Origin of the sequence: Paractinoplanes lichenicola, from assembly GCF_016785085.1 — a bacterium.
Taxonomy (GTDB): domain Bacteria; phylum Actinomycetota; class Actinomycetes; order Mycobacteriales; family Micromonosporaceae; genus Actinoplanes; species Actinoplanes lichenicola.
In genome coordinates this window covers 87,019-109,738 of the sequence record NZ_JAENHO010000016.1, presented here as the reverse complement: position 1 = coordinate 109,738, position 22,720 = coordinate 87,019, and the positions used below count along the sequence as shown (strand labels likewise).

The following is a 22,720-nucleotide window of genomic DNA, read 5'->3' as shown; positions in this document are numbered from 1 at the left end:
TTCGCGGCGAAAGCCGTTTTTATCCCTCTTTAGGCCTTCGTCGCCCGATGCAGGGCCACGATGCCGCCGGTCAGGTTGCGCCAGCCGATCCGGCTCCACGGGCCCGCCGCGGCGATGCGCGCCGACAGGGCCGCCTGGTCGGGCCAGGCGCGAATCGATTCGGCGAGATACACGTACGCGTCGGGGTTGCTCGACACCGTGCGCGCGACCACCGGCAGCGAGCGCATCACGTACTGCATGTAGACCGTGCGGAACGGCGTGAAGGTCGGGCTGCTGAACTCGCAGATCACCAGCCGGCCGCCGGGCCGCGTGATCCGGGCCAGCTCACGCAGCGCGCCCTCGACGTCCACGACGTTGCGGAGCGCGAACGAGATCGTGACCGCGTCGAACGTCTCGTCGGCGAACGGCAGCCTCAGCGCGTCCCCGGCGACCAGCGGGACCTGGGGGCGCACCCGGCGGCCGGCCCGCAGCATGCCCGTGGACAGGTCGGCGCCCACCGCGAACGCGCCCGAGCGGCTCAGCTCCTCGGTGGAGATGCCGGTGCCGGCCCCGACGTCGAGCACCCGCTCCCCCGGCCGCAGACCGAGGGCCGCGCGGGTGGAGCGGCGCCAGCCCCGGTCCTGCCCGAAGGCGAGTACCGTGTTGGTCAGGTCGTACCGCTCGGCCACGCCGTCGAACATCTCGGCGACCTCGTGCGGCTGCTTGTCCAGATCTGCGCGCGTCACCCTGACAACTCTGCCACCCCGCACAAACAGATCGGGCGGGATGGTCACCCATCCCGCCCGGTTCCTTGTGCGTTATATATACGACCGCCATCGGTCGGGTCCGCGACCATCACCGGTATTGATCCCCGGCTCTGCGTCAGGAAGTTCTCAGGCCTTACGCAGGCAACGTAACCAGGCGTGCAACACCCGCAACAGAGGTTCACGAGCCTCGTTACGAAGGAGATACCCGGCCTCCACAGTTTGGGGAGGGCGACCTGACCGAACGGTCAATGGCGGTACGTCTATTCGGCCTTCCGGTCTCTATTTGGCCTCGACCAGGGGCAGCTGGGCGCGGCCGGCGCCGCCGCCGGGCATCGCGATCGAGGAGAAGTGCGAGACCACCCGCTCGTCGGTCGGGTCGTCGGCCGGGGTGTGGTGCACCGCCAGATGGCGGTAGAGGGTGTCGCGCTGGGCCGGGGTGCGGTCGGCCGTGCGGATCATCCAGATCAGCTCGTGCAGGTTCGACCGGTGGCGGGCGCCCGCCGAGGAGATCACGTTCTCCTCGAGCATGATCGAGCCCAGGTCGTCGACGCCCAGGTGCAGCGACAGCTGACCGACGTCCTTGCCGGTGGTCAGCCAGGACGCCTGCAGGTGCGGCACGTTGTCGAAGAACAGCCGCGACATGGCCAGGAACCGCAGGTATTCCATGGTCGTGGCCTGGGTGCGGCCCTTGAGGTGGTTGTTCTCGGGCTGATAGGTCCAGGGGATGAACGCGCGGAACCCGCCCACCTCGTGGCTGGTCTCGACCGCGTCGTCGCGGTAGCCGTTGGCGACCGCCAGATCCTGCACGTCGCGGATCATCCGGATGTGCTCGATGCGCTCGGTATGCGTCTCGCCCGTGCCCATCATCATCGTCGCGGTCGACGAGAGGCCGTGGCGGTGCGCGACCGCCATCACCTCGAGCCAGCGAGCGCCGCTCTCCTTGAGCGGGGCGATGGCCTTCCGCGGGCGGTCGGGCAGCATCTCGGCGCCGGCCCCGGCGATCGAGTCGAGCCCCGCGGCCTTGATGCGGACGACCGCCTCCTCGATCGAGACGCCGGAGACCTTCGCCATGTGCAAGATCTCGCTGGGGCCGATCGAGTGGATCGCGAGCTGCGGATACGCCTGCTTGACGGAGGAGAAGAGCTCCTCGTAATACTCCACGCCGAAGTCGGGGTGGTGGCCGCCCTGCAGCATCACCTGGGTGGCGCCGAGATCGACCGCCTCGCCGCAGCGGTGCAGGATCTCCTCCATCGGGTGCGACCAGCCCTCCTTGTGCTTCGGGGCACGGAAGAAGGCGCAGAACTTGCACGCGGTGACGCACACATTGGTGTAGTTGATGTTGCGGTCGATCAGGTAGGTGACGATGCCGTCGGGATAACGACGGCGGCGGACCGTGTCGGCGGCCTCGGCGAGCGCGTGGAACGGCGCCTCCGTGTAGATGAGCAGCGCCTCCTCGGGCGTGATCCGCCCGCCGTCGGCGGCTCGCTGCAGGATGCTGTCGATCTCCGGGTTCGCCGTCACATCGTCGAGATTACGTCCCCGGCTGCCCGGTCGTCAGTCGGCGGGTCGCGTGGCGATGAGCACTCCCAGCCCGTCGAGCACTCGTTCCAGACCGAACCCGTACGCATGATCGGGGTTGATCGCGGCCCTCTGAGCGGCCCCGGCGGCGGCCCCGACGCGCGTCGCCGTGGGATAGGCCCGCTCGTCGAGGACGACGCTGAACCGGGGCTTGTTGACCTCCCACCACTGCGCGTCGGTGCCCTCCTGAGCGGCGGCGACGGCGCCGGCTCGGGCCGAGGACTGCACGAAGCCGATCAAAAAGGTCAGCGCCGCGTCGGTGGTCACGTCGTCGAGCCCGCACCCCTCGAACGCCTTGAGCTCGTGCTCGTACTTCGCCATCAGCCCCGGGCCCAGCGGCGGGCGGCCGGCGGGCATCTCGGCCGCCCACGGGTGCTCGGCGTAGAGCCGGCGATTCTCCTCGGCGATCGCGGCCAGCCGGTCACGCCACGGCTCGCCCGGCCGCTCGACCCGGCTCATGGCCAGATAGACCCGGTCGAGCATCAGCTCGAGCAGCGTCGCCTTGTCGGGCACATAGGTATAAAGCGTCATCGGCACGACGCCCAGCTCGTGAGCCACCCGGCGCATGGTCACCGCCTCGAGACCCTCGTCGTCGGCCAGCGTGACGCCGGTCTCGACCACGCGGGGCACGCTCAGGCCCTGGCGGCGGCCGCGCCGCTTCTCCACCGCGTCGGGGAACCACAGCAGATCGATGGTGCGTCTGGCCTCGGCCACGGGTTGGCGCTCCTTTCTTGTACGGCGTATTGTGTACGACGTACAGACTTGCCGCTCGGCTCCGCTCAAGGGGGCACCATGAAGATAAGCCGCGCCCCGATCCGGCGCCGCCACCCCGGTCGTCGCCGTCCGTGGTCGCGCAACGGCGCCCCCTGGGACGAGATGCCCGAGGCCGGCTTCACCCCAAAAACTGCCGCCACCCTCGTACGGCTGCTGGACGTGCTGGCGAAACGCGGGCTGCGGCGTCGCAGCCCCCGAAGCGGGCCGCTGCCCTGCAGCCACTCCGAACCGCCGGGGCGTGAGTCGTTTCCGCGGGCCGGGGTCGTTAGTCTCGATGCGTTCTTTCAGGGGGTGGGTGTGCTCGTCGTGCATGGCGGCTGGGTCCCGGGCACGGACCGGCCGGGTCAGCTCGCGCTCTGGGCCGAGGATCCCGATCTTCCGTCGACGACCCGCTCCCGGGCGCAGCAGCGGTCGCATCCGTTCGCGCCCGGCGCCGAGGCGCTGCTGACCGCCTTGGCCGAGACGTCCGACGACGTCCGCGACGCGCTGGGCAAGGCCGCCGCGGGGTCGCTGACGCTCCGGCTGCCCAGTTCGGCCCGCGGCCCGCTCCCCTCCCCCGACACCGGCGTCGAGTCGGCGACGCGCGGCGTTCGGCTGGCCGAGTGGTCGGTGCCGGTTCTGCTGCTGCCGGGCGACGCCGCGCTGGCCGCCCTCTCCGCGCTGGCCGAGCCCGACCCGGCCGGCTCCTGGCTGGCCGGCTCGTCGCTGCGCTACCTCAGCGTGCTGGCCGCCCACGCCTGCGACCTGGCCCGCCGCGGCCGCATGCTGCCCCAACTGGTCACCGAGGCCGGGGTGCCGACGGCCCGCTGGCGCGCGGTCGTCACCGGCGCCGACGCCGCCACCTATCGCGACTTCGCCACCGCGATGCCCGCCGCGGTCCGGGCCACCGGCACCTCGGTGGCCGCCACCCTGCAGGACGCGGTGGCCGCCCTGCTCGACGGCGCGGCCCGGGCCGTCATGCCCGAGCGCATCCTGCTCGGTCATCGGGCCGGCCCCAAGGGCCCCCTGCCCGACCGGTGGATCGCCGCGCTGACCGCGGCCGACCCCGCGCTGCCGGGGGCCAAGCCGGCCGAGGAGCGCGAGCTGCGCGAGGCGCTCGACGAGTGGCTGCGCGCGGCCTACGAGGCCAACGGGCCGATCCGGGTCAGTTTCCGGCTCAGCGAGCCCGAGCCCGGCGCCGACGAGTGGGGGCTGGAATTCGCGCTCCAGTCGTCGGAGGATCCGAGCCTCTATCTCGCGGCGACCGACGTGTGGGCCGGTGGACGGTTCCCGGGGCTGCCGGCCCGGCCCGACGAGACCCTGCTGGCCGGGCTCGGGCGGGCCGTCCGGCTGTTCCCGCTGCTGCATCTGGCCCTGCAGGAGCAGGAGCCGGCGGCGCTCGTGATCGACACCGGCGAGGCGCACGAGTTCCTCCGGCAGGCCGCTCCCCTGCTGCAGGCGGCCGGGTTCGGGGTGCAGCTGCCGGCCTGGGCCGGGCGCAAGGGCGTCGGGCTCAAGCTGACCACCCGGTCGAAGTCGAAGAAGGGCAGCTCGTCGCGGGCGGTCGCCGATTCCGGGTTCGGGCTCGACGACCTGGTCGACTTCAAGCTCGAGCTGGTGATCGGCGACGGGGTGGTGACCGCGGAGGAGCTGGCCGAGCTGGCCCGGCTCAAGGTGCCGCTGGTGCGCGTCCGGGGGCAGTGGGTCGAGCTCGACGATCGCCAGCTCAAGGCCGCCCTCAAGGCCGTCGGCAAGCGGCGCGAGGGCGAGCTCACCGCGGGCGAGGTCCTGCAGCAGGTCATGGATGGCGGCGAGGAGGATCTGCCGCTGGTCGACGTCGACGCCGACGGGATGCTGGGCGACCTGCTCTCCGGCCAGGCCGCCGAACGTCTCGCCCCGGTCCCGACCCCGGCGAGCTTCCAGGGCGCGCTCCGGCCCTATCAGGAACGCGGCCTCTCGTGGCTGCACTTCCTGTCGCGGCTGGGGCTCGGCGGCATCCTCGCCGACGACATGGGCCTCGGCAAGACGGCGCAGACCCTGTCGCTGCTGCTGACCGAACGAGCCGACCCGGCGGCACCCGTCGCGCCGACCCTGCTCATCTGTCCTATGTCTCTGGTCAGCAACTGGCAGAAGGAGGCGGCCCGGTTCGCGCCCAGCCTGCGGGTCTACGTGCATCACGGCGGCACCCGTCAGCGCGGCGAAGACTTCGACGCGGCAGTGCGCGACGCCGATCTGGTGCTGACCACGTACGGGACGGCGGTTCGCGACATCGAGGCTCTGCGTGATGTCCATTGGGGACGCTTGGCGTGCGACGAGGCGCAGGCCATCAAAAACAGCGGCACCCGGCAGGCCCAGGCCGTACGGTCGGTGCCGGCCCGCACCCGGCTCGCTCTCACCGGCACGCCTGTCGAAAACCACCTGGCCGAGCTGTGGTCCATCATGGACTTCTGCAACCCGGGGCTGCTCGGGCCGGTCAAGCGGTTCCGCCGGCGGTTCCAGGAGCCGATCGAGGTGCGGCAGGACGAGGACGCCGCGGCCGCGCTGAAAAGGGCGACCGGCCCGTTCGTGCTGCGCCGCCTCAAGACCGACAAAACGATCATCTCGGATCTGCCCGAGAAGAACGAGATGAAGGTCTGGTGCACGCTCACGGCCGAGCAGGCGACGCTCTATCAGGCCGTCGTCGAGGACATGATGGAGGCGATCTCGGGCAGCGAGGGCATCCAGCGGCGCGGCAACGTGCTGGCCGCGATGACCAAGCTCAAGCAGGTCTGCAACCACCCCACCCACCTGCTCAAGGACGGCTCGCGCCTGCCGGGCCGCTCGGGCAAGCTGGCCCGGCTCGAGGAGCTCGCCGAAGAGATCATCGAGGACGGCGACAAGGCCCTGATCTTCACGCAGTACGCGGAATGGGGCTCGCTGCTGCAGCCCTATCTCGCGGCGCATCTCGACCGTCCGGTGCTGTGGCTCCACGGTGGACTCTCGAAGGCGAAGCGCGACGATCTGGTCGAGCGGTTCCAGACCGATGACGAGCCGATGCTGTTCCTGCTGTCGCTCAAGGCGGCGGGCACCGGTCTCAACCTGACGGCGGCCAACCATGTCGTCCACTTTGACCGATGGTGGAACCCCGCGGTCGAGGATCAGGCCACCGACCGTGCGTTCCGGATTGGACAGTCGCGCAACGTGCAGGTCCGCAAGTTCATCTGCACGGGGACGCTGGAGGAGAAGATCGACGGGATGATCGAGCGGAAGAAGGCGCTCGCCTCGTCGGTCGTCGGCACCGGCGAGGAGTGGATCACCGACCTGAGCACTGACCAACTGCGTGAGCTGTTCGCGCTCGACCCGGCGGCGGTGCGCTGACATGCCGATTGATCCCAAGGGGCGATTCTTCGAGGGCGGCCGGCCGATCGAGGTCGAGGGCGGCATCGCCGTACGCGCCAAACGCGGCAAGATCGGCGACAGCTGGTGGTCGCGGCGCTTCGTCGACGTGCTCGAGCAGATCTGCGACGGCGGGCGGCTCGCGCGCGGACGAAGCTACGCGCGCAAGGGCCAGGTGATGGATTTCGCGCTGTCGGCGGGCCGGGTCACCGGCCGGGTGCAGGGTTCACGACCCCAGCCGTACGAGGTCACGATCGAAATCGCGGCGTTCGACGAGGCACAGTGGACGGAGCTGACCGACGCGCTCGGCTCGCAGGCCTTGTATCGCGCGGCGCTGCTGGCAGGCGAGATGCCGCGCGAGATCGTCGACCTGTTCGCCGAGCACGACGCGCCACTTTTCCCCGACCGGCTCGACATCCGGTGCAGCTGTCCTGATTGGAGCGTGCCCTGCAAACACGGCTCCGCGGTGCTTTACGTGCTGGCCGAGGCCTTCGACGACGACCCGTTCCTGGTGCTGGCCTGGCGGGGCCGCGCACGTGAGGCCCTGCTCGACGCCCTGCGCGGCACTCCCGACCCCACGCCGCCCGTCGACCCGCTGGCGGTCGAGGAGTCCCCTTTGGAGGCTCACCTGGCCGACTTCTACACCCCGGCGATCAGCTTGAGCCGGCTGCGGGAACGACCGTCACGCATCACGGCTCCACCCGAGCTACTACTGCGAGCACTGGACGCCCCGCAGATCCGCGTCCGGCACATCCCGCTGGTCGACCTGTTACGCCCCGCCTACCGAGACCTGGCCGCCCCGGCGGACGGCTGACCTCGGGTTCCAGGAACGTCTCGAATCGGGACGCGGCGGGCGTTCGGGGCCGGCCTCAGGATCGGGCGCGTGGGAATTCCGATGCGTGAGTTGACCGTGGACGATCGAGAGCTGATCGAGTTCGCCCGGCAGATCGTGGATGCCAACACCGACGGCGAGACGGGTGTGCACACCATGGGTGCGGCCGTGCGCGAGGCCGACGGTCGCATGTTCGGCGGCATCAACATCTTCCACTTCCTCGGCGGTCCGTGCGCCGAGCTGGTGGCGCTGGGCCACGCGCGGGCCTCGGGCGGGCGCGAGTTCTCGACGATCGTCGCGGTCGGCAACGAGGGCCGCGGGCCGGTCGGGCCGTGTGGGCGTGATCGCCAGATCCTGTTCGACTACCACCCGGGCATTCGCGTCATTCTGCCCACCGAGCAGGGCCTGCGCAGCGTGGCCATCACCGACCTGATGCCGCTGGCCGCCCGCTGGGACGCCGAGTCGGGCACCCAGCCCTACGACCCCGCGCTGTTCAACGACCACACGTCGCTGGCCGCATAGGTCACCTTCGCGCCAGGAGTTAAGACCTGGACGGGCGAGGGGCCGGCGTTGCGGGCCGTCTCCCCGTCGACGATGACGCCGGCGGTCTCGGGAATGGCCAGCACGGCGACGTCGTGATCGGCGGCCCAGCGTGCGGCCGTCGACTCTTGGTCGGCGGTGAAGTGCGGATAGACCACGTGCCCGGCCAGCAGGTCGGCGCCCGCGGTGTCGGTCAGCCCGATGTCGTTCGGGTCGAGAATCCCGGCGATGTCGATGTCGGCACCCAGCAGGATGGCGCCCGCGCTGCCGCCGTAGATGTGACCGCCCCGCTCCAAGAACGGACGCAACGCGGGCAGCATGTCGCGCACCGCCGCCAGTAAGTCATAGGTGTTGCCGCCCGGAATGGCCAGTATGTCGGCCTGGTCCAAAGCGCGGTCAAACACGAACTGTCCGCGCGGGGCCAGCGCCTCGCGGAACCACCGTTCGACTTGGGGCCGGCGGTCGGGTGGCATCGCATAAGGCCAGAGCGTGAGCCGCCGGCCCTCGACGAAGACCTCGTCCCAGAGGTTTGCCTCGTCGGTTTCGCTGCCCCCGCCGCCCAGAAAGATCACCCGCCCAAACTGACAGCCGCCGAGCTAGGACCGCAAGCGCATTGATCAGAACGGCAGCGCAGGCGGCGGCGAGGTGCCGGTGGGACGTGCGGGGGGCGACGTAGCGCGGGGCGACGTAGCGCGGGGCGACCTCGCGGAGGGCGACGTGGCGCGGGGCCACCTCGCGGAGGGCGACGTGGCGCGGGGCCACCTCGCGGAGGGCGACGTGGCGCGGGGCCACCTCGCGGAGGGCGACGTGGCGCGGGGCCACCTCGCGGAGGGCGACGTGGCGCATGGCCACCTCGCGGAGGGCGACGTGGCGCATGGCCACCTCGCGGAGGGCGACGTGGCGCATGGCCACCTCGCGGAGGGCGACGTGGCGCGGGCCAAACCGGCTGGGGCGACGTGGCGGGGGCAGCGCCGGAAAAGAGCGCGCAGGGTAGGGGCGCGCGGCGGACGGGCGCGCGGGAACGAGACGCCGTAGAAGAGGGGCGCGAAGGAGGCGGCGCGAGGGCGGCAGCACGGGAGAGCCCGGCGGGAGCAGGGGAGGCGCGGGACAAGAAGGCACGGGCCAAGAGGCGCGCGCGAAGGCTGGCGCAGGACAAGAGGGCGCGCGGGAGAACTGGCGCAGGACAAGAGGCGCGCGGGAGAGCTGGCGCAGAGCAAGAGGGCGCGGGAGGGGCTGGCACGGGCATGAGGGCGGCCCCACCGCGAAGTGCGGTGGGGCCGCTGTGAGAGGGAGGGTTAGCCCTTGCGCCACTTTTGGTTGGCGGCGCCTACGCAGTCCCACAGGTGCAGGCGGGCGCCGTCGGCTGAGTTGACTTCTTTGATGTCGACGCAGCGGTTGGCTTGTGGGTTGACCAGGTCGCCGGCTGCGCTGAGGACGAATTGCTGGGCTGCCGTGCCGTTGCAGGTGTAGAGCTGGATCGGCGTGCCGTTGGCGGTGCCGGCGGCCTGGGCGTCCATGCATTTGCCGCCGGCCTGCAGGGTGCCGCCCGTGAAGGTCCACTTCTGGGCGCTCGAGTCGTTGCAGCCCCACATCTGCAGCGGCGCGCTGTCGACGAAGTTGCCGCTCGGCACGTCGATGCACTTGTTGTTCAGCGAGCTGATCACGGAGACGCCGGTGGGCTGCGGGTTCGTCGGGCCGCCGCCGCCGGTGAACGGGGTCAGGTGGATGCCGGCCGAGCGCGGGTCGCCGTCGTGGACCAGGGACTCGAACGCGCCGACGTCGTCGAATGCGAACGCGTACGCCTTGCCGTCCTGCATGTTGGCGTGCACGGCCTTGGCGTACACGTTGGTCGGGTTGTTCTTGTAGAAGTCGGCTGCGTTGGTGCTCGGCTGGGTGTCGATCGTGCCGAGCGTGCCCCGGTTGAGCGCGGCGCACAGCGTACGGGAAATGGGGCCGACGACCAGGTCGTTGGGGGCGGGCAGGTCGCCGTCGCAGCCCCACACCGACGCCGACGAGGGCCGGTTGAACGACGCCACCTGCGCGCCCGACGAGTTCGTGAAGCGCATGACGTTGCCCGAGGTCCGCCCGGTGTAGCGAGTGTTGGGCTGGTCGGCGAACGGCACGACGGTCAAATTCTTGCCGGTGTATGCGTTCCACGCCGACGCGATGTACGAGTCGAGGTAGGTGCTGCTCATCAGGCCCGCGCCGGCCGCCTTGCCCGGGGCGAGCACCCGCAGCACCGTGCCGTCCGAGCGGCTGTAGACCGTGCTGCCCAGCCCCGCGTTGCGGATGGCGTTGATGATGTTGTCGCGCCCGTTGGCGACCAGGTCACCCGTACGGCGGGAGGCGCCGTTGGCCCCGGTCACCGAGACCGCGTGCGGCACGGCGAACATGTCGACCTGCGAGCTGTTGAGCCACAGACCCGAGTCGTTGTAGGTGAACTCGCTCCAGTCGAACAGGATGTCCCGGTTGGCGTCGCCGCCGGCCCACGGTGCGGGCTGCACCAGGCCGTCCGGGGTGAGGAAGAACTTGAGCTTCTGGCCGAGCGAGAAGTAGACGCGTCCGGAGAAGCCGCGCGGGAAGTTGATCGTCGTCGAGCCGCCGTTGCCGGCCGCGTTGATCGCGACGTCGGGTGCGGGGGCGGGCGGGATCGCGCCGCCGGTCCACGCGTTGAAGGTGCCGGCCTGGTTGACGTACCCGAGCCTGCCCGACGACAACTGGATGCCGATGACGTACAGGTAGACCGCGTCACCGCGACCGGTGTTGTTGGAGACGGTGACGGGCAGGATGCTGGGGCCGATCGCTTGGGCCGCGGGCGGGGACACCGCGGCCGCGACCGGAATGGTCATGGCCAGTGCCGCTAAGGCTCGGAGGACGGTACGCACGGGGGACACCTTCCGCTTCAAGGGGGAACGGACGGATCGTGGAGAGCGCTCTCAGGAAAGAGTCCTTTTCGTTTCCGACTCGTGTCAATAGATAACGGCCGATGGATGGCGTCGCGGGCAAACGTCGGCACGAACGGGCATAGGGTCGTGGTCATGAGCGAGATGAGCTACCGGCGACTGGGCACCTCGGGCCTGGTCGTCTCCGTGGTCGGCATCGGGTGCAACAACTTCGGCCGCAAGCTGGACGCCGAGGGCACCCGCAAGGTCGTCGACGCCGCGTTCGACGCCGGGATCACCCTGTTCGACACCGCCGACCGTTACGGCACCGAACCCGGCGCCTCCGAGGAGTGCCTCGGCGCCGCGCTCAAGGGCCGCCGCGACGAGGTCATCGTGGCCACCAAGTTCGGGCTCGACGTGGGCCGGCTCAACGGCAACGACTTCGGCGCCCGCGGCTCCCGGCGCTACATCGTGCGCGCGGTCGAGTCGTCGCTGCGGCGGCTCGAGACGGATTACATCGACCTCTATCAGATGCACGAGCCCGACCCGCTTACCCCGATCGACGAGACTCTGTCCGCCCTCGACGACCTCGTACGCTCGGGCAAGGTGCGCTACCTGGGCAACTCGAACTTCGCCGGCTGGCAGATCGCGGACGCCGACTGGACCGCCCGCGCCGGCGGCCTGACCCCGTTCGTCAGCGCGCAAAACCAATACAGCCTGCTCCACCGCGAGGTCGAGAAGGAGGTCGTGCCGGCCTGCGAGCAGTTCGGGCTCGGCCTGCTGCCGTTCTTCCCGCTCGATTCGGGCCTGCTCAGCGGCAAGTATCGCCGCGACGAGAAACCGGCCGAAGGCACTCGCCTCTCGCTGCCGCGCTATCAGCGCTGGGTCGACGGCGCCGACTGGGACACAATCGAGGCGCTCACCGCGTTCGGCGCCGAGCGCGGTCACAGCCTGCTCGACGTGGCGATCGCCGGCCTGGCCGCGCTGCCCGCCGTGACCAGCGTGATCGCGGGCGCCACCACCGCCGAGCAGGTGCACGCGAACGCCGCCGCCGGCCGTTGGGAGCTGACGGCCGACGACATCGCCGCGCTGGAAGCCGTACTGGAAAAGGGGTAGTCAGAGGCCGAAGCCGCCCGACACCTCGACGTTCTGCGCGGTGATCCAGCGGCTCTCGTCCCCGAGCAGCGCCGCGATCGCGACCCCCACGTCGTCGGGCTCGCCGAGCCGGCCCAGCGCGGTCTGCTCGGCCAGCATCGGGATGACCTCCGGGTACGCCTCGAAGCCGACCACCCCGTCGGCGTCCGCGAGCCGGGTGCGGGTCGGGCCGGGCGAGACGGTGTTGACCCGGATCCGGCGGACGGCGAGCTCCTTGGCCAGCATCCGTGTCCACACGTTGAGCCCGCCCTTCATCGCCGCGTAGGCCGTGTAACCGACGGCGGCGGGCCCGGTCGGCAACGCCGAGCTGCTGCTCACGTTGACGATCGCCCCGCCGTCGGCGAGCAGCGGCGCCAGCGTCTGGGTCAGGAAGAACGGCCCCTTGAGCAGCACCCGCATAAACCGGTCGAACAGTTCCTCGGTCACGTCGGGGAACATCACCATCCCGCCGAAGCCGGCGCTGTTGACCAGATAGTCGAACGTGTCCCGCTGCCACGTCGCGAGCAGCGTCGCGGCCACCTGCTCGCGGAACGCGGGAAACTCCTCGGTGCGCCCGACGTCGAGCCGAAACGCGACGGCCGTGCCACCCTCGCGCTCGATCGCGGCCACAGTGTCCTTCGCCCCCGCCGGGTTGCCGCTGTAGGTGACGATCACGCCCACCCCACGCCGCCCCAGCTCGACGGCCGCCGCCTGCCCGATCCCCGAACTGCCCCCGACCACCATCGCGACTCGCATAATCCAACCCCTTTTCCCATACGGCGTGAAGTGCTCTTCCTCAATGTCACCAGCTGAGACACGTACGGGGTAGAATGAGCCTCGCTGATACTTGCCCAATCCTCTCGTGGAGGATCAGTGCCGCTCGACGTCCTGCGCGCCTTGCTGGAGCGCCATGCCCGCGGTGACGGGGCCACGGCCATCGACGGTGTGCTGATCGGCAGGGCGACCCGGGCGTACGAGAACAGCGCCTCGATGTCGGGAACCGTGCTGGCCCTCGTCGCCCAAGGGGCCAAGACCCTGGCGCTCGGCGAGCGGGTCTTCGAGTATCGCGCCGGGCAATATCTGGTGGCGTCGGTCGACCTGCCGGTCACGGGGTATTACACGGAGGCGCCGGCCCTCGGGTTCGGACTGCTGCTCGACCCGGCCGAGATCGCGGAACTGCTGCTCCAGGCCCCCGCCGGCTCGCTGCCCCCGGCCTCCGGCGCGCCCTCGGCGATCGCGGTCAGTGACGCCCCTGCCGAGCTGCTCGATGCGGCCGTACGGATGCTGCGGCTGCTCGAGACCCCGCGCGACATCCCCGTGGTGGCCCCGCTGATCCGGCGCGAGATCCTGTGGCGTCTGATCACCGGCGAGCAGGGCGCGACCGTACGGCAGCTGGGTCTGGCCGACAGCAGCCTCGCGCACGTGGCCCGGTCGGTGCAGTGGATCCGGGACCACTATCGCGAGGCGTTCCGGGTCGAGGACGTGGCCCGGTTGGCCGGGATGAGCGCCTCCGCGTTCTATCGCAACTTCCAGGCGGTGACCGCGATGAGCCCGATCCAGTTCCAGAAGCAGATTCGCCTGCAGGAGGCCCGCCTGATGCTGGCCACCCGGCCGAACGACGTCACCGGGGTCGGCCAGCGGGTCGGCTACGACAGCCCGTCCCAGTTCAGCCGCGAGTATCGCCGCCAGTTCGGCCTGCCCCCGAGCCGGGACGCGGCCCACCTGCGCGCCACTCCCGCGGCGACCTCAGTGCCGTAAGCCACCGGAGGCCAGCAGCGCCGACGTGGGGAGGGCCAGCATCCCGTCGTCCGTCCGATAGGGAGCCGTGACCTCGTCGTACGCGGCCCGCACCTCGGCCACGACCGACGGCGGCTGGTGATCGAGAATGAGGCCGGCCGTGCCCAAACCCGCGGCGGGTCCGGCCCACCAGTCGTCCGGGTCGATGTGCAGCGTCCACGACACCGTTTCGCACCTGACCCCGGCCAGGCCGGCCCCTTCGAGCAGGGCGGACAGACCTGATTCCGTACGGGGGAAGTCTTTGGCCGCCTCGAGCCGGGGCAACGACGCGGGCCGCTCGGCACCCGCCGCGTCGAACGCCTCGCCCCACAACCGCTGAGCCGTGGGCGCCGGCGCGGGCCAGAGCGTGACCGCTATCCGGCCGCCCGGACGGGTCACCCGGGCCAGCTCGGCGACCGCCGCGGCCGGATTGCCCACGTGATTGATCACGAAATTGCCCACGCTCGCGTCGAAGGACCGCGCCGGGAACGGCAGCACCGGCAGGGTCGCCAGCACCGTGGCCCGGGCCGGGAGCCGGGTCGCGGCCACCTCGAGCATCGACGGCTCGGCATCCACCGCCACCACCGAGGCCCCCCGCGCCGCGGCCAGGGCGGCCACCGTGCCCGTGCCGGTGCCGACATCCAGCAGGTGGTGCCCCTTGTCGACACCCGCGGCATCCAGCAACGCCTCGGCCGGATGGGCACAGAGACGAGCGAAGCTGCGGTCATAGGCGCGGGCCCGCCCGGACCACCGGGCCCGCTCGTGCCCATCGAAGTCGGGACTCATCATGATCCGTCGGACCCTAGCAAGCCAGAGCAACCCGACATATCCCCCGGAGCACCGCCGCCCCGGGGGCCCGCGTGCGGCTAGAGCGTCGTAACGATCCGCCGGCGCCGGAAGAGGAACGCCGCCCCGGCCCCGGCCAGCAGCAGCACCGCGCCACCCAGCGCGACCCACCCGGCCGGCGCGCCGGTGACCGGCAGGCCGCCGCCCTGGCCACCGGAGGCGGTCACCACGATCTCCGCCTTGTCGTTGGCGGCGTTGGTGTCCTGCACCCCGCCGTCGACCACGACCGAACCCTTGCCGCTGCCGGTGGCCGTGCCCGCGAAGGCGAACTTGATCGTCTCGCCGACCGCCGCGCCCAACTCGGGGAAGCAGGTGTAGACGTGGCCGTCGACGGTTCCGGCCGTGTCGAAATCCCACTCCGTCAGGTCGGTGCCGGGCACGCAGTTGACGTCGACGTCGGTCAGCTCCACATTGGCCGGCACCGCGACGCGGACGCTCGGGAACCAGGTGAAGTCGTCGTTACCCGAGATCAGGGTCGTCGGCCCGTTGTTCCGCAGGCCGACCTCGAGGGTCACGTCTTCCGAGTCAGCAGTCGCCCCCAGTGCGGAGACGTCGGCGACCGACTTGCCGACCGTGACACCGAAGAAGGCGCTGTTGTCCTCCTCGTTGATGTCCTCCGGCGCGTCACCGTCGGTGACGTCCGACTTCTTGCGGAGCGCGTCCAGGGTCAGCAGCTTGCCGGACTTCTTCTTGGCCAGCAGGGCGGCGTCGGAGTCGTTCACGCCGATGGCCAGCACGGCGGCACCGTACGTGTAGGGGCCGCCCGCGTCCTTGTTGACCTTGATCGAGAGCGGGGAGGCGGCCGGCACCTCGAAGGTGGCGCCGGGCTCGAACGTCTCGTCGAACTTGCAGACGACCCCGGTCTCCTCGCCGAGCTCGTCGTCGATGTCGGCGAGGTTCAGGCAGTTGCGGTAGTCACCGAGCGCGGTCAGGCCCTGCTCGTTGAGCACCACGATGCCGACCGAGTCGACCGCCTCGGTGCCGGCGTTGTGCACGACGACCGGCAGCTTGGCCGACTGGCCACGATTCAGGTTCAGACTGGCGATCGGCTCGATCTCGAGGTCGACGCCGCCCGCGGAGCGCACGACGGTCACCTCGGTCTCGAAGGCGCCGGTGGCGACCTCGAAGGTGGCGGCCAGCTTGTCGCCGGTCACGCCGACCTTGAGGGTGAGGACCTTGGTGGCCCGGGGCGCGAGGTCGCCCACCTGGCACGAGGTGGCGTCACAACCGGCCGGCAGGCTCAGCTCGAGCGACTTGTCCACATTGCCGAAGTTCACGACCACGTTCTTGGCCACGGTGCTGCCCGCGTTGATCACTTCGGCCCGGATCGTCTTGGTCCGACCCTCGATCACGGCGATCTGCTCGGGCAGGATCACGCCGACGGTCGGTTCGGGGACTTCGGGCGCGGCTTGAGCCGGCGCGGCGAGACCGCCGAGGGCAACGGCCGCGAGAGCGGCCGGAAGTGCGAGTCGACGCATGACCCGGTCCCCGTTTCTAGGAAGAGGCCGGGAGCGTATGGCCTGCGCCTCCGAAGATCAAACTTCGGCGAATAGCGGCCCTTCCGCGGGCAACGCGGGCACCTCACCGCGAGCCGCCGCACGCCGGGCGAACTCCCGCACACCGGCGATTTGACGCTCGCCGAGCGAGAAGTCGAGCGCGCGGAAATAGGTGGCCAGGGTCTCGGCGTCGAACGGCTCCCAGCGCGCGGCCGCGGCGGCGACCTCGTCGAGCTCACCCAGGCAGAGGTCGCGGGAGCGCTGGAAGGCCTCGTGCACGTCCTTGACCACGCCGGGGTGGGCGGCCGCGAAGTCTTTGCGGACGGCCCAGACGGCGAAGACCATCGGCAGGCCCGTCCAGTCGCGCCAGGCCTGACCGAGGTCGACGACCTGCAGGCCCGAGCGGGGCGCCTCATACATGGCGCGCAGGGCCGGGTCGCCGATCAGCACGCCCGCGTCGGCCTCGATGAGCATCTGGGTCAGCTCGGGCGGGCAGCGGAAATACTCCGGCTCGGCGCCGTACTGCTCCGACAGCAGCATCTGGGCCAGCAGCACCCCCGTACGGGAGGTGGAGCCGAGCGCGACCGGACGCCCGTCGAGCTCGGCCGGCGGCCGGGTCGAGATCAGGTTGACGCTGAGCACCGGCCCGTCGCTGCCGACGGCCAGGTTGGGCAGCAACAGCAGGTCGTCGGCGTGGCGCAGGTATTCGACGAGGGTGATCGGGCCGATGTCGAGGTCGCCCGCGACGAGCTGGGCGCTGAGCCGCTCGGGGGTGTCCTTGCGCAGGTCGACGTCGAGCAGGGCGCCGGACCGCATCAGCCCCCAATAGATCGGGAGGCAGTTGAGGAACTGGATGTGCCCGACCCGGGGCCGACCGGCGCTGTCGCTCATGCTGCGACGCTATCCCGCGCCGGCGGCTGTGTGCTCGTGAGCGGAACCGAAGGTGGCTCACGTCGCACCAGTGGCAGGCTGACCAGGATCGTGACCAGGCCGAACGCACCGGCCACGGCCATCAGCAGCCGCGGGTCGGCCACCTCGACCAGCGGACCCGCGACGAGCAGGCCGATCATGCCGGAGCCCTGCACCGCGGCGTTGAGGGCGGCGAAGGCGCGGCCCCGGGCGGCCGACGGGGTGCGGCCCGCGATGATCACCATGGTGAAGATGTTGATCCCGCCGTTGCACACGCCCCCGGCGATCCAGAGCGGGATCAGCCAGTACGGTCCGGGCACGGCCGCGCCGAGCAGCAGCGGAAGGCACGAACCGCCGGTGACCAGCAGCACCCCGGACACCGTGACGCGGTCGGGCCGGACCCGGCTGAACAGGGCGTTCCCGGCCAGCATGCCGACCGTCCAGGACGCCGCGACGAAGCCGAACAGCGTGGTCGAGGCGCCCAGCGTGTCCCGGATCAGGAACACCTCGACCACCTGGATCATGCTGACCCCGGCGATCGTGGCGGCGAGCACGCCGACCATGACCGTGAGGGTCCGGTCGTCCCGCAGGCGCCATTTCGCGAGCGGCGCTTTCCGATCAGTCAAACCCTTCCTTCTCGTACGCAGGAAGAGCGCGGCAACCACAAGCGCGAGGTAACTCGCCGCGTCGAGCAGCAGCGGCAACCGGGCCCCCGACTGCCCCACGAGGATGCCGGCCAGCGCGGGCGCGACCAGCATGCCGATGTTGCCGGCGGTCTGGCTCAGCCCGCTCGCCTTGGCCAGATCCGCCCGGCGAGCGATCTCGGGCAGCAGGGCCGCCGTGACCGGCTGGGTGAAGGCGAGCCCGCAGGCCAGCAGCGCGACCAGGCCGATGATCGCGACCGGGTGCCTGGTGAAGGCGAGGGCCAGGCAGACCCCCGCCTGCAACAGCGGCACCACGGTCAGGATCGTCCGGCTGTCGGCGCGGTCGGCCAGCCGCCCGGTGATCGGCGCGAGCAGGGCCAGGGGCAGGCTCGCGGCCAGCATCAACCCCGACACGGCCAGGCCGCCGTGGCCGCTCTGCTGCAGCACGAGGGCCAGGGTGGTGGCGGCCAGGAAGTCGCCGCAGACCGACACGGCCTTCGACCCGGCCACGATGTAGACATCGCGCCAACGCGTCTCGCCAGATGTGAAGGACATACTTTGAAAATAATCCTTCACATCTGATCAACACCAGAGGGCGGTCAGCTTTTCGTCACGTCGTCCGGGAAGGCCATGTAGTTGATCTGGACCCGGCGGGCCCCCGCCGGCGGCTCCTCCTGGCGCCGCCGCACCCGGTACGGCTCGACCAACGCGAGCACCTTCTCGTTAAGCTCGCGCAGCTCATCGGCCGTGAGCGACACCTGATGGCTGCTGATGGTGGCGGTCTCGCGCCACTCCTCCGGCTCGCCGGCCGCCCGCCCGATATAGTGCCGGGCGCGTTCCATGTCGCGCTCGAGAAAGATGTCGACCAGAGCCGCCCGCGCCGACACCGTCTCCGGATCGTCCCGGTCGGCGTCGATGCTCAGCCCGGCGCTGGTGCTGCGCCAGACCCGCTCGCGCCCGTCGCCCCGGCTGTCGGCCTGCTCCACGAGCCCGAATTTGGCCAGCTCACGCAGGTGGTAGCTGGTCGCGCTGGGCGACAGGCCGACCAGCTCGGCGCACTCGGTCGCGGTGATGACGGCCCCGGTGCTGTTCAGATGCTCCACGATCGCGATCCGTGCCGGGTGGGCCAGCGCCCGCATGACCTGCGGATCCGTGATCCGAACCCCACTGCGTGCACGCTCATCCGTCATGCGCCCATTCTTGCTGGCCGCCCGGCCGGGGCAGTGCTTGGTAATTCGGTGGAGGCGCGGGGCGACGTGCCGTAACGTGGAGTGCCGCTTGACGGCCGTGGTGAGCATGCACCGCAGCGGACGTCCTCCCCGCGCCGATGGGCGACGTGAGCCCCCCGGAAACGCGAGCAGACGAGTAACACCGGCCCGAGGATGCACCGTGCCCGCATTCGACCTGGACACCGAACTCACCGCCGAACGACACCACCTCGCCGAGTCGCGCGCCGCGCTCGCCCGCATGCGGGGCCGGGCCGAGGAGCTCTTCTCGACCGGCGACCGGGTGGCCGGCGACGCCTACACCGCCGAGCAGCTGGGCCGGCACATGGCCCGCCGCGTCAAGGAGCTCGCCGACGACCCGACCACCCCGCTCTTCTTCGGCCGGCTCGACATCGAGGAGGCGGCGTTCCACGTGGGCCGCCGCCACGTCACCGACGACGCCGGCGAGCCGATGGTGCTCGACTGGCGGGCCCCGCTCTCCCGCTCGTTCTATCGGGCCAGCGTCCGTGACCCGCAGGGGGTCGCCACCCGCCGCCGGTTCGGCTTCGTCAAGGGCGAGCTGACCAGCTTCGAGGACGAGCACCTCGACCGCGGCGAGGAGCTGGGCACCAAGAGCCGCATCCTGACCGCCGAGATCGAGCGCCCGCGCGTCGGGCCGATGCGCGACATCGTGGCGACGATCCAGCCCGAGCAGGACGAGCTGGTGCGGGCCGAGCTGACCGACTCGATCTGCGTGCAGGGCGCCCCCGGCACCGGCAAGACCGCGGTGGGCCTGCACCGGGCGGCCTACCTGCTCTATCTGCACCGGGAACGGCTGCGGCGCTCGGGCGTGCTGATCGTCGGGCCGAACACGGCCTTCCTGTCGTACATCTCGGCCGTGCTGCCCGCCCTCGGCGAGGTCGAGGTGCAACAGGCCACGGTGGACGAACTGGTCGGGCGGACCGCCCGGGCCACCGACAGCCCGGCCGCGGCCCTGGTCAAGAACGACGTGCGGATGGCCGAGGTGCTGCACAAGGCCCTGTGGCGCAAGCTGGCCAAGCCCACCGACCCGATCATGGTCTCGGACGGGTCGTACCGGTGGCGCATCGACGCCGAACCCCTGCGGCGCATCGTCGACGAGGCACGGCGCGAGGGCCTCCCGTACGGGGTCGGTCGTGACCGCGTACGGGCCAGGGTGGTCGGTCTTTTGCAGCGGCAGTCCGAATATCGCACCGGGAACTCGCCGGGCGAGGGGTGGCTGCGCCGGATGAGCAAGATCGGCCCGGTCGTGGAGTTCCTCGAGGCGTCGTGGCCCGCGGTCACGCCCGAGCAGCTGGTGGCCGAGGTGCTGACCGACCCGCCCGAGGGCCTGCTGACCGACGAGGAACGCGACGCGATCCGCTGGGCCAAGCCGCCCAAGACCGTGAAATCGGCCAAGTTCAGCCCGGCCGACCTGGTGCTGATCGACGAGGCGGCGGGGCTGCTCGAGCGCGAGACGAGCTTCGGGCACGTGGTGGTCGATGAGGCCCAGGATCTCTCCCCCATGCAGGCCCGCGCGATCGCCCGGCGCAGCGAGCACGGGTCGATCACCGTGCTGGGCGACCTGGCCCAGGGCACCGCGCCGTGGGCCGCCGCCGAGTGGCAGGTGACGCTGGGCCACCTGGGCAAGCCGGAGGCGGCGGTGGTGCCGCTGACGGTCGGGTTCCGCGTGCCGGCCTCGGTCGTCGAACTGGCCAACCGCCTGCTGCCCGCGCTCGGCGTCGACGTGCCCGAGGCGGTGTCGCTGCGCCGCGACGGCGACCTGGTGCTCGTGCCGGTGGCCGAACCGTCCGACCTGGACGCCGAGACGCTGACCGAGGTGACCGCGGCGCTGGCGCACGAGGGCTCGGTGGCGGTGATCGCGGCCGACGCGGCGGTCGACCGACTGCGTCAACACCTGACCACGGCGGGCATCGAGCACGCGACGGCCGACGACGTCGACTCCGAGGCGCGGGTCACGGTGGTGCCGGCCACGATGGTCAAGGGCCTCGAGTACGACCATGTGGTCGTCCACGAGCCGGCCGACATCGTCGCCGCCGAGCCCCGCGGCCTCAACCGGCTCTACGTCGTGCTGACCCGCGCGGTGTCGCGGCTGTCGGTCGTGCACGCCCAGCCGCTGCCCGGCCCGCTCACCGCAGCGGCTTGACCCAGCGCGACCACTCCGGCTGCCGGCGGTAGCCACGCGCGGCCCAGATCGCGTGGGCCCGCTCGTTGCCGTCGAGCACCATCGCGTCGACCCGGCTGCCGCCGAGGGCCCGGAATCGTCGCTCGGCCGCGTCGATCAGGGCCGCGCCGATGCCCTCACGCCGGCGGCCGGGCGCGACGGCGAGCCGATAGAGATGACAACGCCAGCCGTCCCATCCGGCGATCACAGTGCCGACGACGCGCCCGTCGTCCACCGCGACGATCAAGGCATCGGGATCACGCAGATGCAGAGCAGCCAGCGCGGCGGGCGTGTCGACCGGCCGCCCCTCGTTCTCAGCGGCGACCTGCCAGAACCGCAGCACCGCGCCGAGCTCCGACGACTCCGCCGCCCGCAAGATCAGACTCGACACGCCCCGAGCGTAACCGCCAAACCCCGACCTCCCCGCTCCACCGCCACCCGCCCGCCGCCGCTAACCCGCCCCGCCTCGCCGGCCCCGCCTCGCTCGACACCCGCGAGCCAGCCCAGGCCGCCTCACCCCACGCCCGCAAGCCGCCCCAATCCGCCGCCACCCCCCACCTCACGCCGCAAACCGCCCCAACCCGCCGCCGCCCCCACCTCACGCCGCAAACCGCTCCAATCCGCCGCCGCCTCACCCCACGCCCGCGAACCGCCGCAGCCCGCCGCCACGCCCGACCTCACCCTGCGGCCGCCAATGGCCGGCTCGTCACCGCCTCACTCACGTCCGTTTGCCACCCCTCCCGCCGCCGCCCGCAAACCACTCCGGCCCGTCCCCGCCCGAAGCCCGCGAACCACCCTGCGACCCCTAGTCAACTTTATGGCACAAACCTCTTTGACTTTGTGCGGTAAAGTTCTTTGCATGACCCCGATCGACGACGACGCCCCTCCCCTCGACCCGGCCGAGTCGCTGGCCCTGATCGAGCGCGAGCGGCACAATCTCGGCCGCGACCTCGCGCCCGACCCGCGCCTGATGTTCTGGCCGTGGGGCATCGCCTGGCTCGCCGGCTTCACGCTGTTCTTCCTGCGCTTCGGCCCCGACGGCCGGGTCTTTGTCAACCTGCCCGAGTGGCTGCCGCTGGTCGCCCTGGCCCTGCTCATGGTCGCGGCGGGCATCACCACCGGCATCGCCGGCAGCAAGGTGAGCCGCCGCGTCACGGGCCCCAGCACCCGCCAGGGCGCGATGTACGGCATCAGCTGGTCGATCGCCTTCACCGCCTTCTCCATCCTGTTCTCGCAGTTCAGCGATCTGCTGCCGGAGGACAAGGCGGGCCTGCTGTGGGCGGGCGGCATGGTCGCGCTCACCGGCGCGCTGCACATGGCCGGCGGCGCGGTGTGGAACGACCGTGAGCTGTTCGCCCTCGGCGCCTGGACCAGCGTCATCAACATCGCCGGCATCCTGATCGGCCCGGGCTGGCACGCGCTGATCGTCGCCGTGGCCGGGGGCGGCGGCATGATCGTGGCCGGCCTGATCGGGTGGCTGCGGTTGCGATGACCGACAACGAACCGCTGGTCACCGAGCTCGACCCGGTGATCCACGCCCAGGCCCGGCTGCGCGTCGTCTCGGCCCTCTCGGTGTTACGCGAGGACGACCGCATCACCTTCCCCCAGCTCCAGGAGTCGTTGCGGATGACCGCCGGCAACCTCTCGGTCCACCTGCGCAAGCTCGAGGACGCGGGATATGTCGAGGTCACCAAGACCCATCAGGGCCGCACCCCGGCCACCCTGGTCCGGCTGACCCGCCGCGGCCGGCTCGCCTTCGACGACTACACCGCGGCGCTGCGCGCGCTGCTAAACCCCTGAA

General features: G+C 71.1%; 20 protein-coding genes. 8 read left to right on the top strand and 12 right to left on the bottom strand.

The features are described from left to right. Positions 1-29: 29 nt before the first annotated feature. From JKJ07_RS42245 to JKJ07_RS50685, 3 genes are all read right to left on the bottom strand, one after another. Positions 30-725: a demethylmenaquinone methyltransferase gene (locus JKJ07_RS42245; RefSeq protein ID WP_202997650.1), complete on the bottom strand. Its 696-nt coding sequence runs from the start codon at positions 723-725 to the stop codon at positions 30-32. A 300-nt stretch (positions 726-1,025) separates the two neighbouring features. Further along, a complete protein-coding gene (gene mqnC / locus JKJ07_RS42240) occupies positions 1,026-2,267 on the bottom strand; it encodes a cyclic dehypoxanthinyl futalosine synthase (RefSeq protein WP_202997649.1) in 1,242 nt (413 codons plus the stop codon). 33 nt (positions 2,268-2,300) lie between these two features. Further along, a complete protein-coding gene (locus tag JKJ07_RS50685) occupies positions 2,301-3,038 on the bottom strand; it encodes a TetR/AcrR family transcriptional regulator (protein WP_307834698.1) in 738 nt (245 codons plus the stop codon). A gap of 78 nt (positions 3,039-3,116) precedes the next feature. Between JKJ07_RS50685 and JKJ07_RS42230 the strand changes: the two genes are divergently transcribed. The 3 genes from JKJ07_RS42230 to JKJ07_RS42220 all read left to right on the top strand — a co-directional run bounded on the left by JKJ07_RS42230 (position 3,117) and on the right by JKJ07_RS42220 (position 7,806). Beyond that, positions 3,117-6,434 (top strand): SNF2-related protein, encoded by a 3,318-nt coding sequence (locus JKJ07_RS42230; protein WP_236030833.1) that lies wholly within the window; start codon positions 3,117-3,119, stop codon positions 6,432-6,434. Between the two features lies 1 nt (position 6,435). Next, entirely contained in the window at positions 6,436-7,266 is an 831-nt protein-coding gene (locus JKJ07_RS42225; protein ID WP_202997646.1) for an SWIM zinc finger family protein, read from the top strand. Between the two features lie 81 nt (positions 7,267-7,347). Continuing rightward, a complete protein-coding gene (locus JKJ07_RS42220; RefSeq protein ID WP_202997645.1) occupies positions 7,348-7,806 on the top strand; it encodes a cytidine/deoxycytidylate deaminase family protein in 459 nt (152 codons plus the stop codon). Here JKJ07_RS42220 and JKJ07_RS42215 read toward each other — a convergent pair. After that, complete coding sequence (locus tag JKJ07_RS42215) at positions 7,761-8,396, bottom strand: Type 1 glutamine amidotransferase-like domain-containing protein (protein WP_202997644.1); 636 nt, start codon at positions 8,394-8,396, stop codon at positions 7,761-7,763. The two genes, JKJ07_RS42220 and JKJ07_RS42215, sit on opposite strands and share 46 nt — an antisense overlap. A 723-nt stretch (positions 8,397-9,119) precedes the next feature. Beyond that, positions 9,120-10,709, bottom strand: coding sequence for a beta-1,3-glucanase family protein (locus JKJ07_RS42210; protein ID WP_438871480.1), 1,590 nt, complete (start codon positions 10,707-10,709; stop codon positions 9,120-9,122). Between the two features lie 153 nt (positions 10,710-10,862). On the opposite strand from JKJ07_RS42210, the gene JKJ07_RS42205 reads away from it, so the two are divergent. After that, complete coding sequence (locus JKJ07_RS42205; protein ID WP_202997643.1) at positions 10,863-11,822, top strand: aldo/keto reductase; 960 nt, start codon at positions 10,863-10,865, stop codon at positions 11,820-11,822. Here the strand turns inward: JKJ07_RS42205 and JKJ07_RS42200 are convergent, their stop codons facing one another. Continuing rightward, complete coding sequence (locus JKJ07_RS42200) at positions 11,823-12,596, bottom strand: SDR family NAD(P)-dependent oxidoreductase (RefSeq protein ID WP_202997642.1); 774 nt, start codon at positions 12,594-12,596, stop codon at positions 11,823-11,825. A 117-nt stretch (positions 12,597-12,713) separates the two neighbouring features. Here JKJ07_RS42200 and JKJ07_RS42195 point away from each other — a divergent pair, with 117 nt between their 5' ends. After that, entirely contained in the window at positions 12,714-13,598 is an 885-nt protein-coding gene (locus JKJ07_RS42195; RefSeq protein WP_307834696.1) for an AraC family transcriptional regulator, read from the top strand. On the opposite strand, the gene JKJ07_RS42190 is transcribed toward JKJ07_RS42195, so the two are convergent. The 5 genes from JKJ07_RS42190 to JKJ07_RS42170 all read right to left on the bottom strand — a co-directional run bounded on the left by JKJ07_RS42190 (position 13,587) and on the right by JKJ07_RS42170 (position 18,701). Then, positions 13,587-14,405 carry a class I SAM-dependent methyltransferase gene (locus JKJ07_RS42190; RefSeq protein ID WP_202997641.1) on the bottom strand — a complete coding sequence of 273 codons (819 nt, stop codon included), beginning with the start codon at positions 14,403-14,405 and terminating at the stop codon, positions 13,587-13,589. The two genes, JKJ07_RS42195 and JKJ07_RS42190, sit on opposite strands and share 12 nt — an antisense overlap. A 77-nt stretch (positions 14,406-14,482) precedes the next feature. Continuing rightward, positions 14,483-15,940, bottom strand: coding sequence for an LPXTG cell wall anchor domain-containing protein (locus JKJ07_RS42185; protein WP_202997640.1), 1,458 nt, complete (start codon positions 15,938-15,940; stop codon positions 14,483-14,485). Between the two features lie 57 nt (positions 15,941-15,997). After that, a complete protein-coding gene (locus JKJ07_RS42180) occupies positions 15,998-16,849 on the bottom strand; it encodes a menaquinone biosynthetic enzyme MqnA/MqnD family protein (protein ID WP_202997639.1) in 852 nt (283 codons plus the stop codon). Continuing rightward, complete coding sequence (locus JKJ07_RS42175) at positions 16,846-18,066, bottom strand: MFS transporter (protein ID WP_202997638.1); 1,221 nt, start codon at positions 18,064-18,066, stop codon at positions 16,846-16,848. The genes JKJ07_RS42180 and JKJ07_RS42175 overlap by 4 nt, the downstream gene beginning before the upstream one ends. Positions 18,067-18,110: 44 nt before the next feature. Then, positions 18,111-18,701, bottom strand: coding sequence for an ArsR/SmtB family transcription factor (locus JKJ07_RS42170; RefSeq protein WP_202997637.1), 591 nt, complete (start codon positions 18,699-18,701; stop codon positions 18,111-18,113). 199 nt (positions 18,702-18,900) lie between these two features. On the opposite strand from JKJ07_RS42170, the gene JKJ07_RS42165 reads away from it, so the two are divergent. Continuing rightward, the gene (locus JKJ07_RS42165) at positions 18,901-20,901 is read left to right on the top strand and encodes a HelD family protein (RefSeq protein ID WP_307834694.1); all 2,001 of its coding nucleotides are present in this window, start codon (positions 18,901-18,903) and stop codon (positions 20,899-20,901) included. Here JKJ07_RS42165 and JKJ07_RS42160 read toward each other — a convergent pair. Beyond that, positions 20,885-21,310: a GNAT family N-acetyltransferase gene (locus JKJ07_RS42160; protein ID WP_202997636.1), complete on the bottom strand. Its 426-nt coding sequence runs from the start codon at positions 21,308-21,310 to the stop codon at positions 20,885-20,887. The genes JKJ07_RS42165 and JKJ07_RS42160 overlap by 17 nt on opposite strands. Before the next feature lie 468 nt (positions 21,311-21,778). Here JKJ07_RS42160 and JKJ07_RS42155 point away from each other — a divergent pair, with 468 nt between their 5' ends. After that, positions 21,779-22,411: a transporter gene (locus JKJ07_RS42155; RefSeq protein ID WP_202997635.1), complete on the top strand. Its 633-nt coding sequence runs from the start codon at positions 21,779-21,781 to the stop codon at positions 22,409-22,411. Then, a complete protein-coding gene (locus JKJ07_RS42150) occupies positions 22,408-22,719 on the top strand; it encodes a winged helix-turn-helix domain-containing protein (RefSeq protein WP_202997634.1) in 312 nt (103 codons plus the stop codon). Before JKJ07_RS42155 ends, JKJ07_RS42150 begins: the two co-directional genes overlap by 4 nt. Position 22,720: the final 1 nt, after the last annotated feature.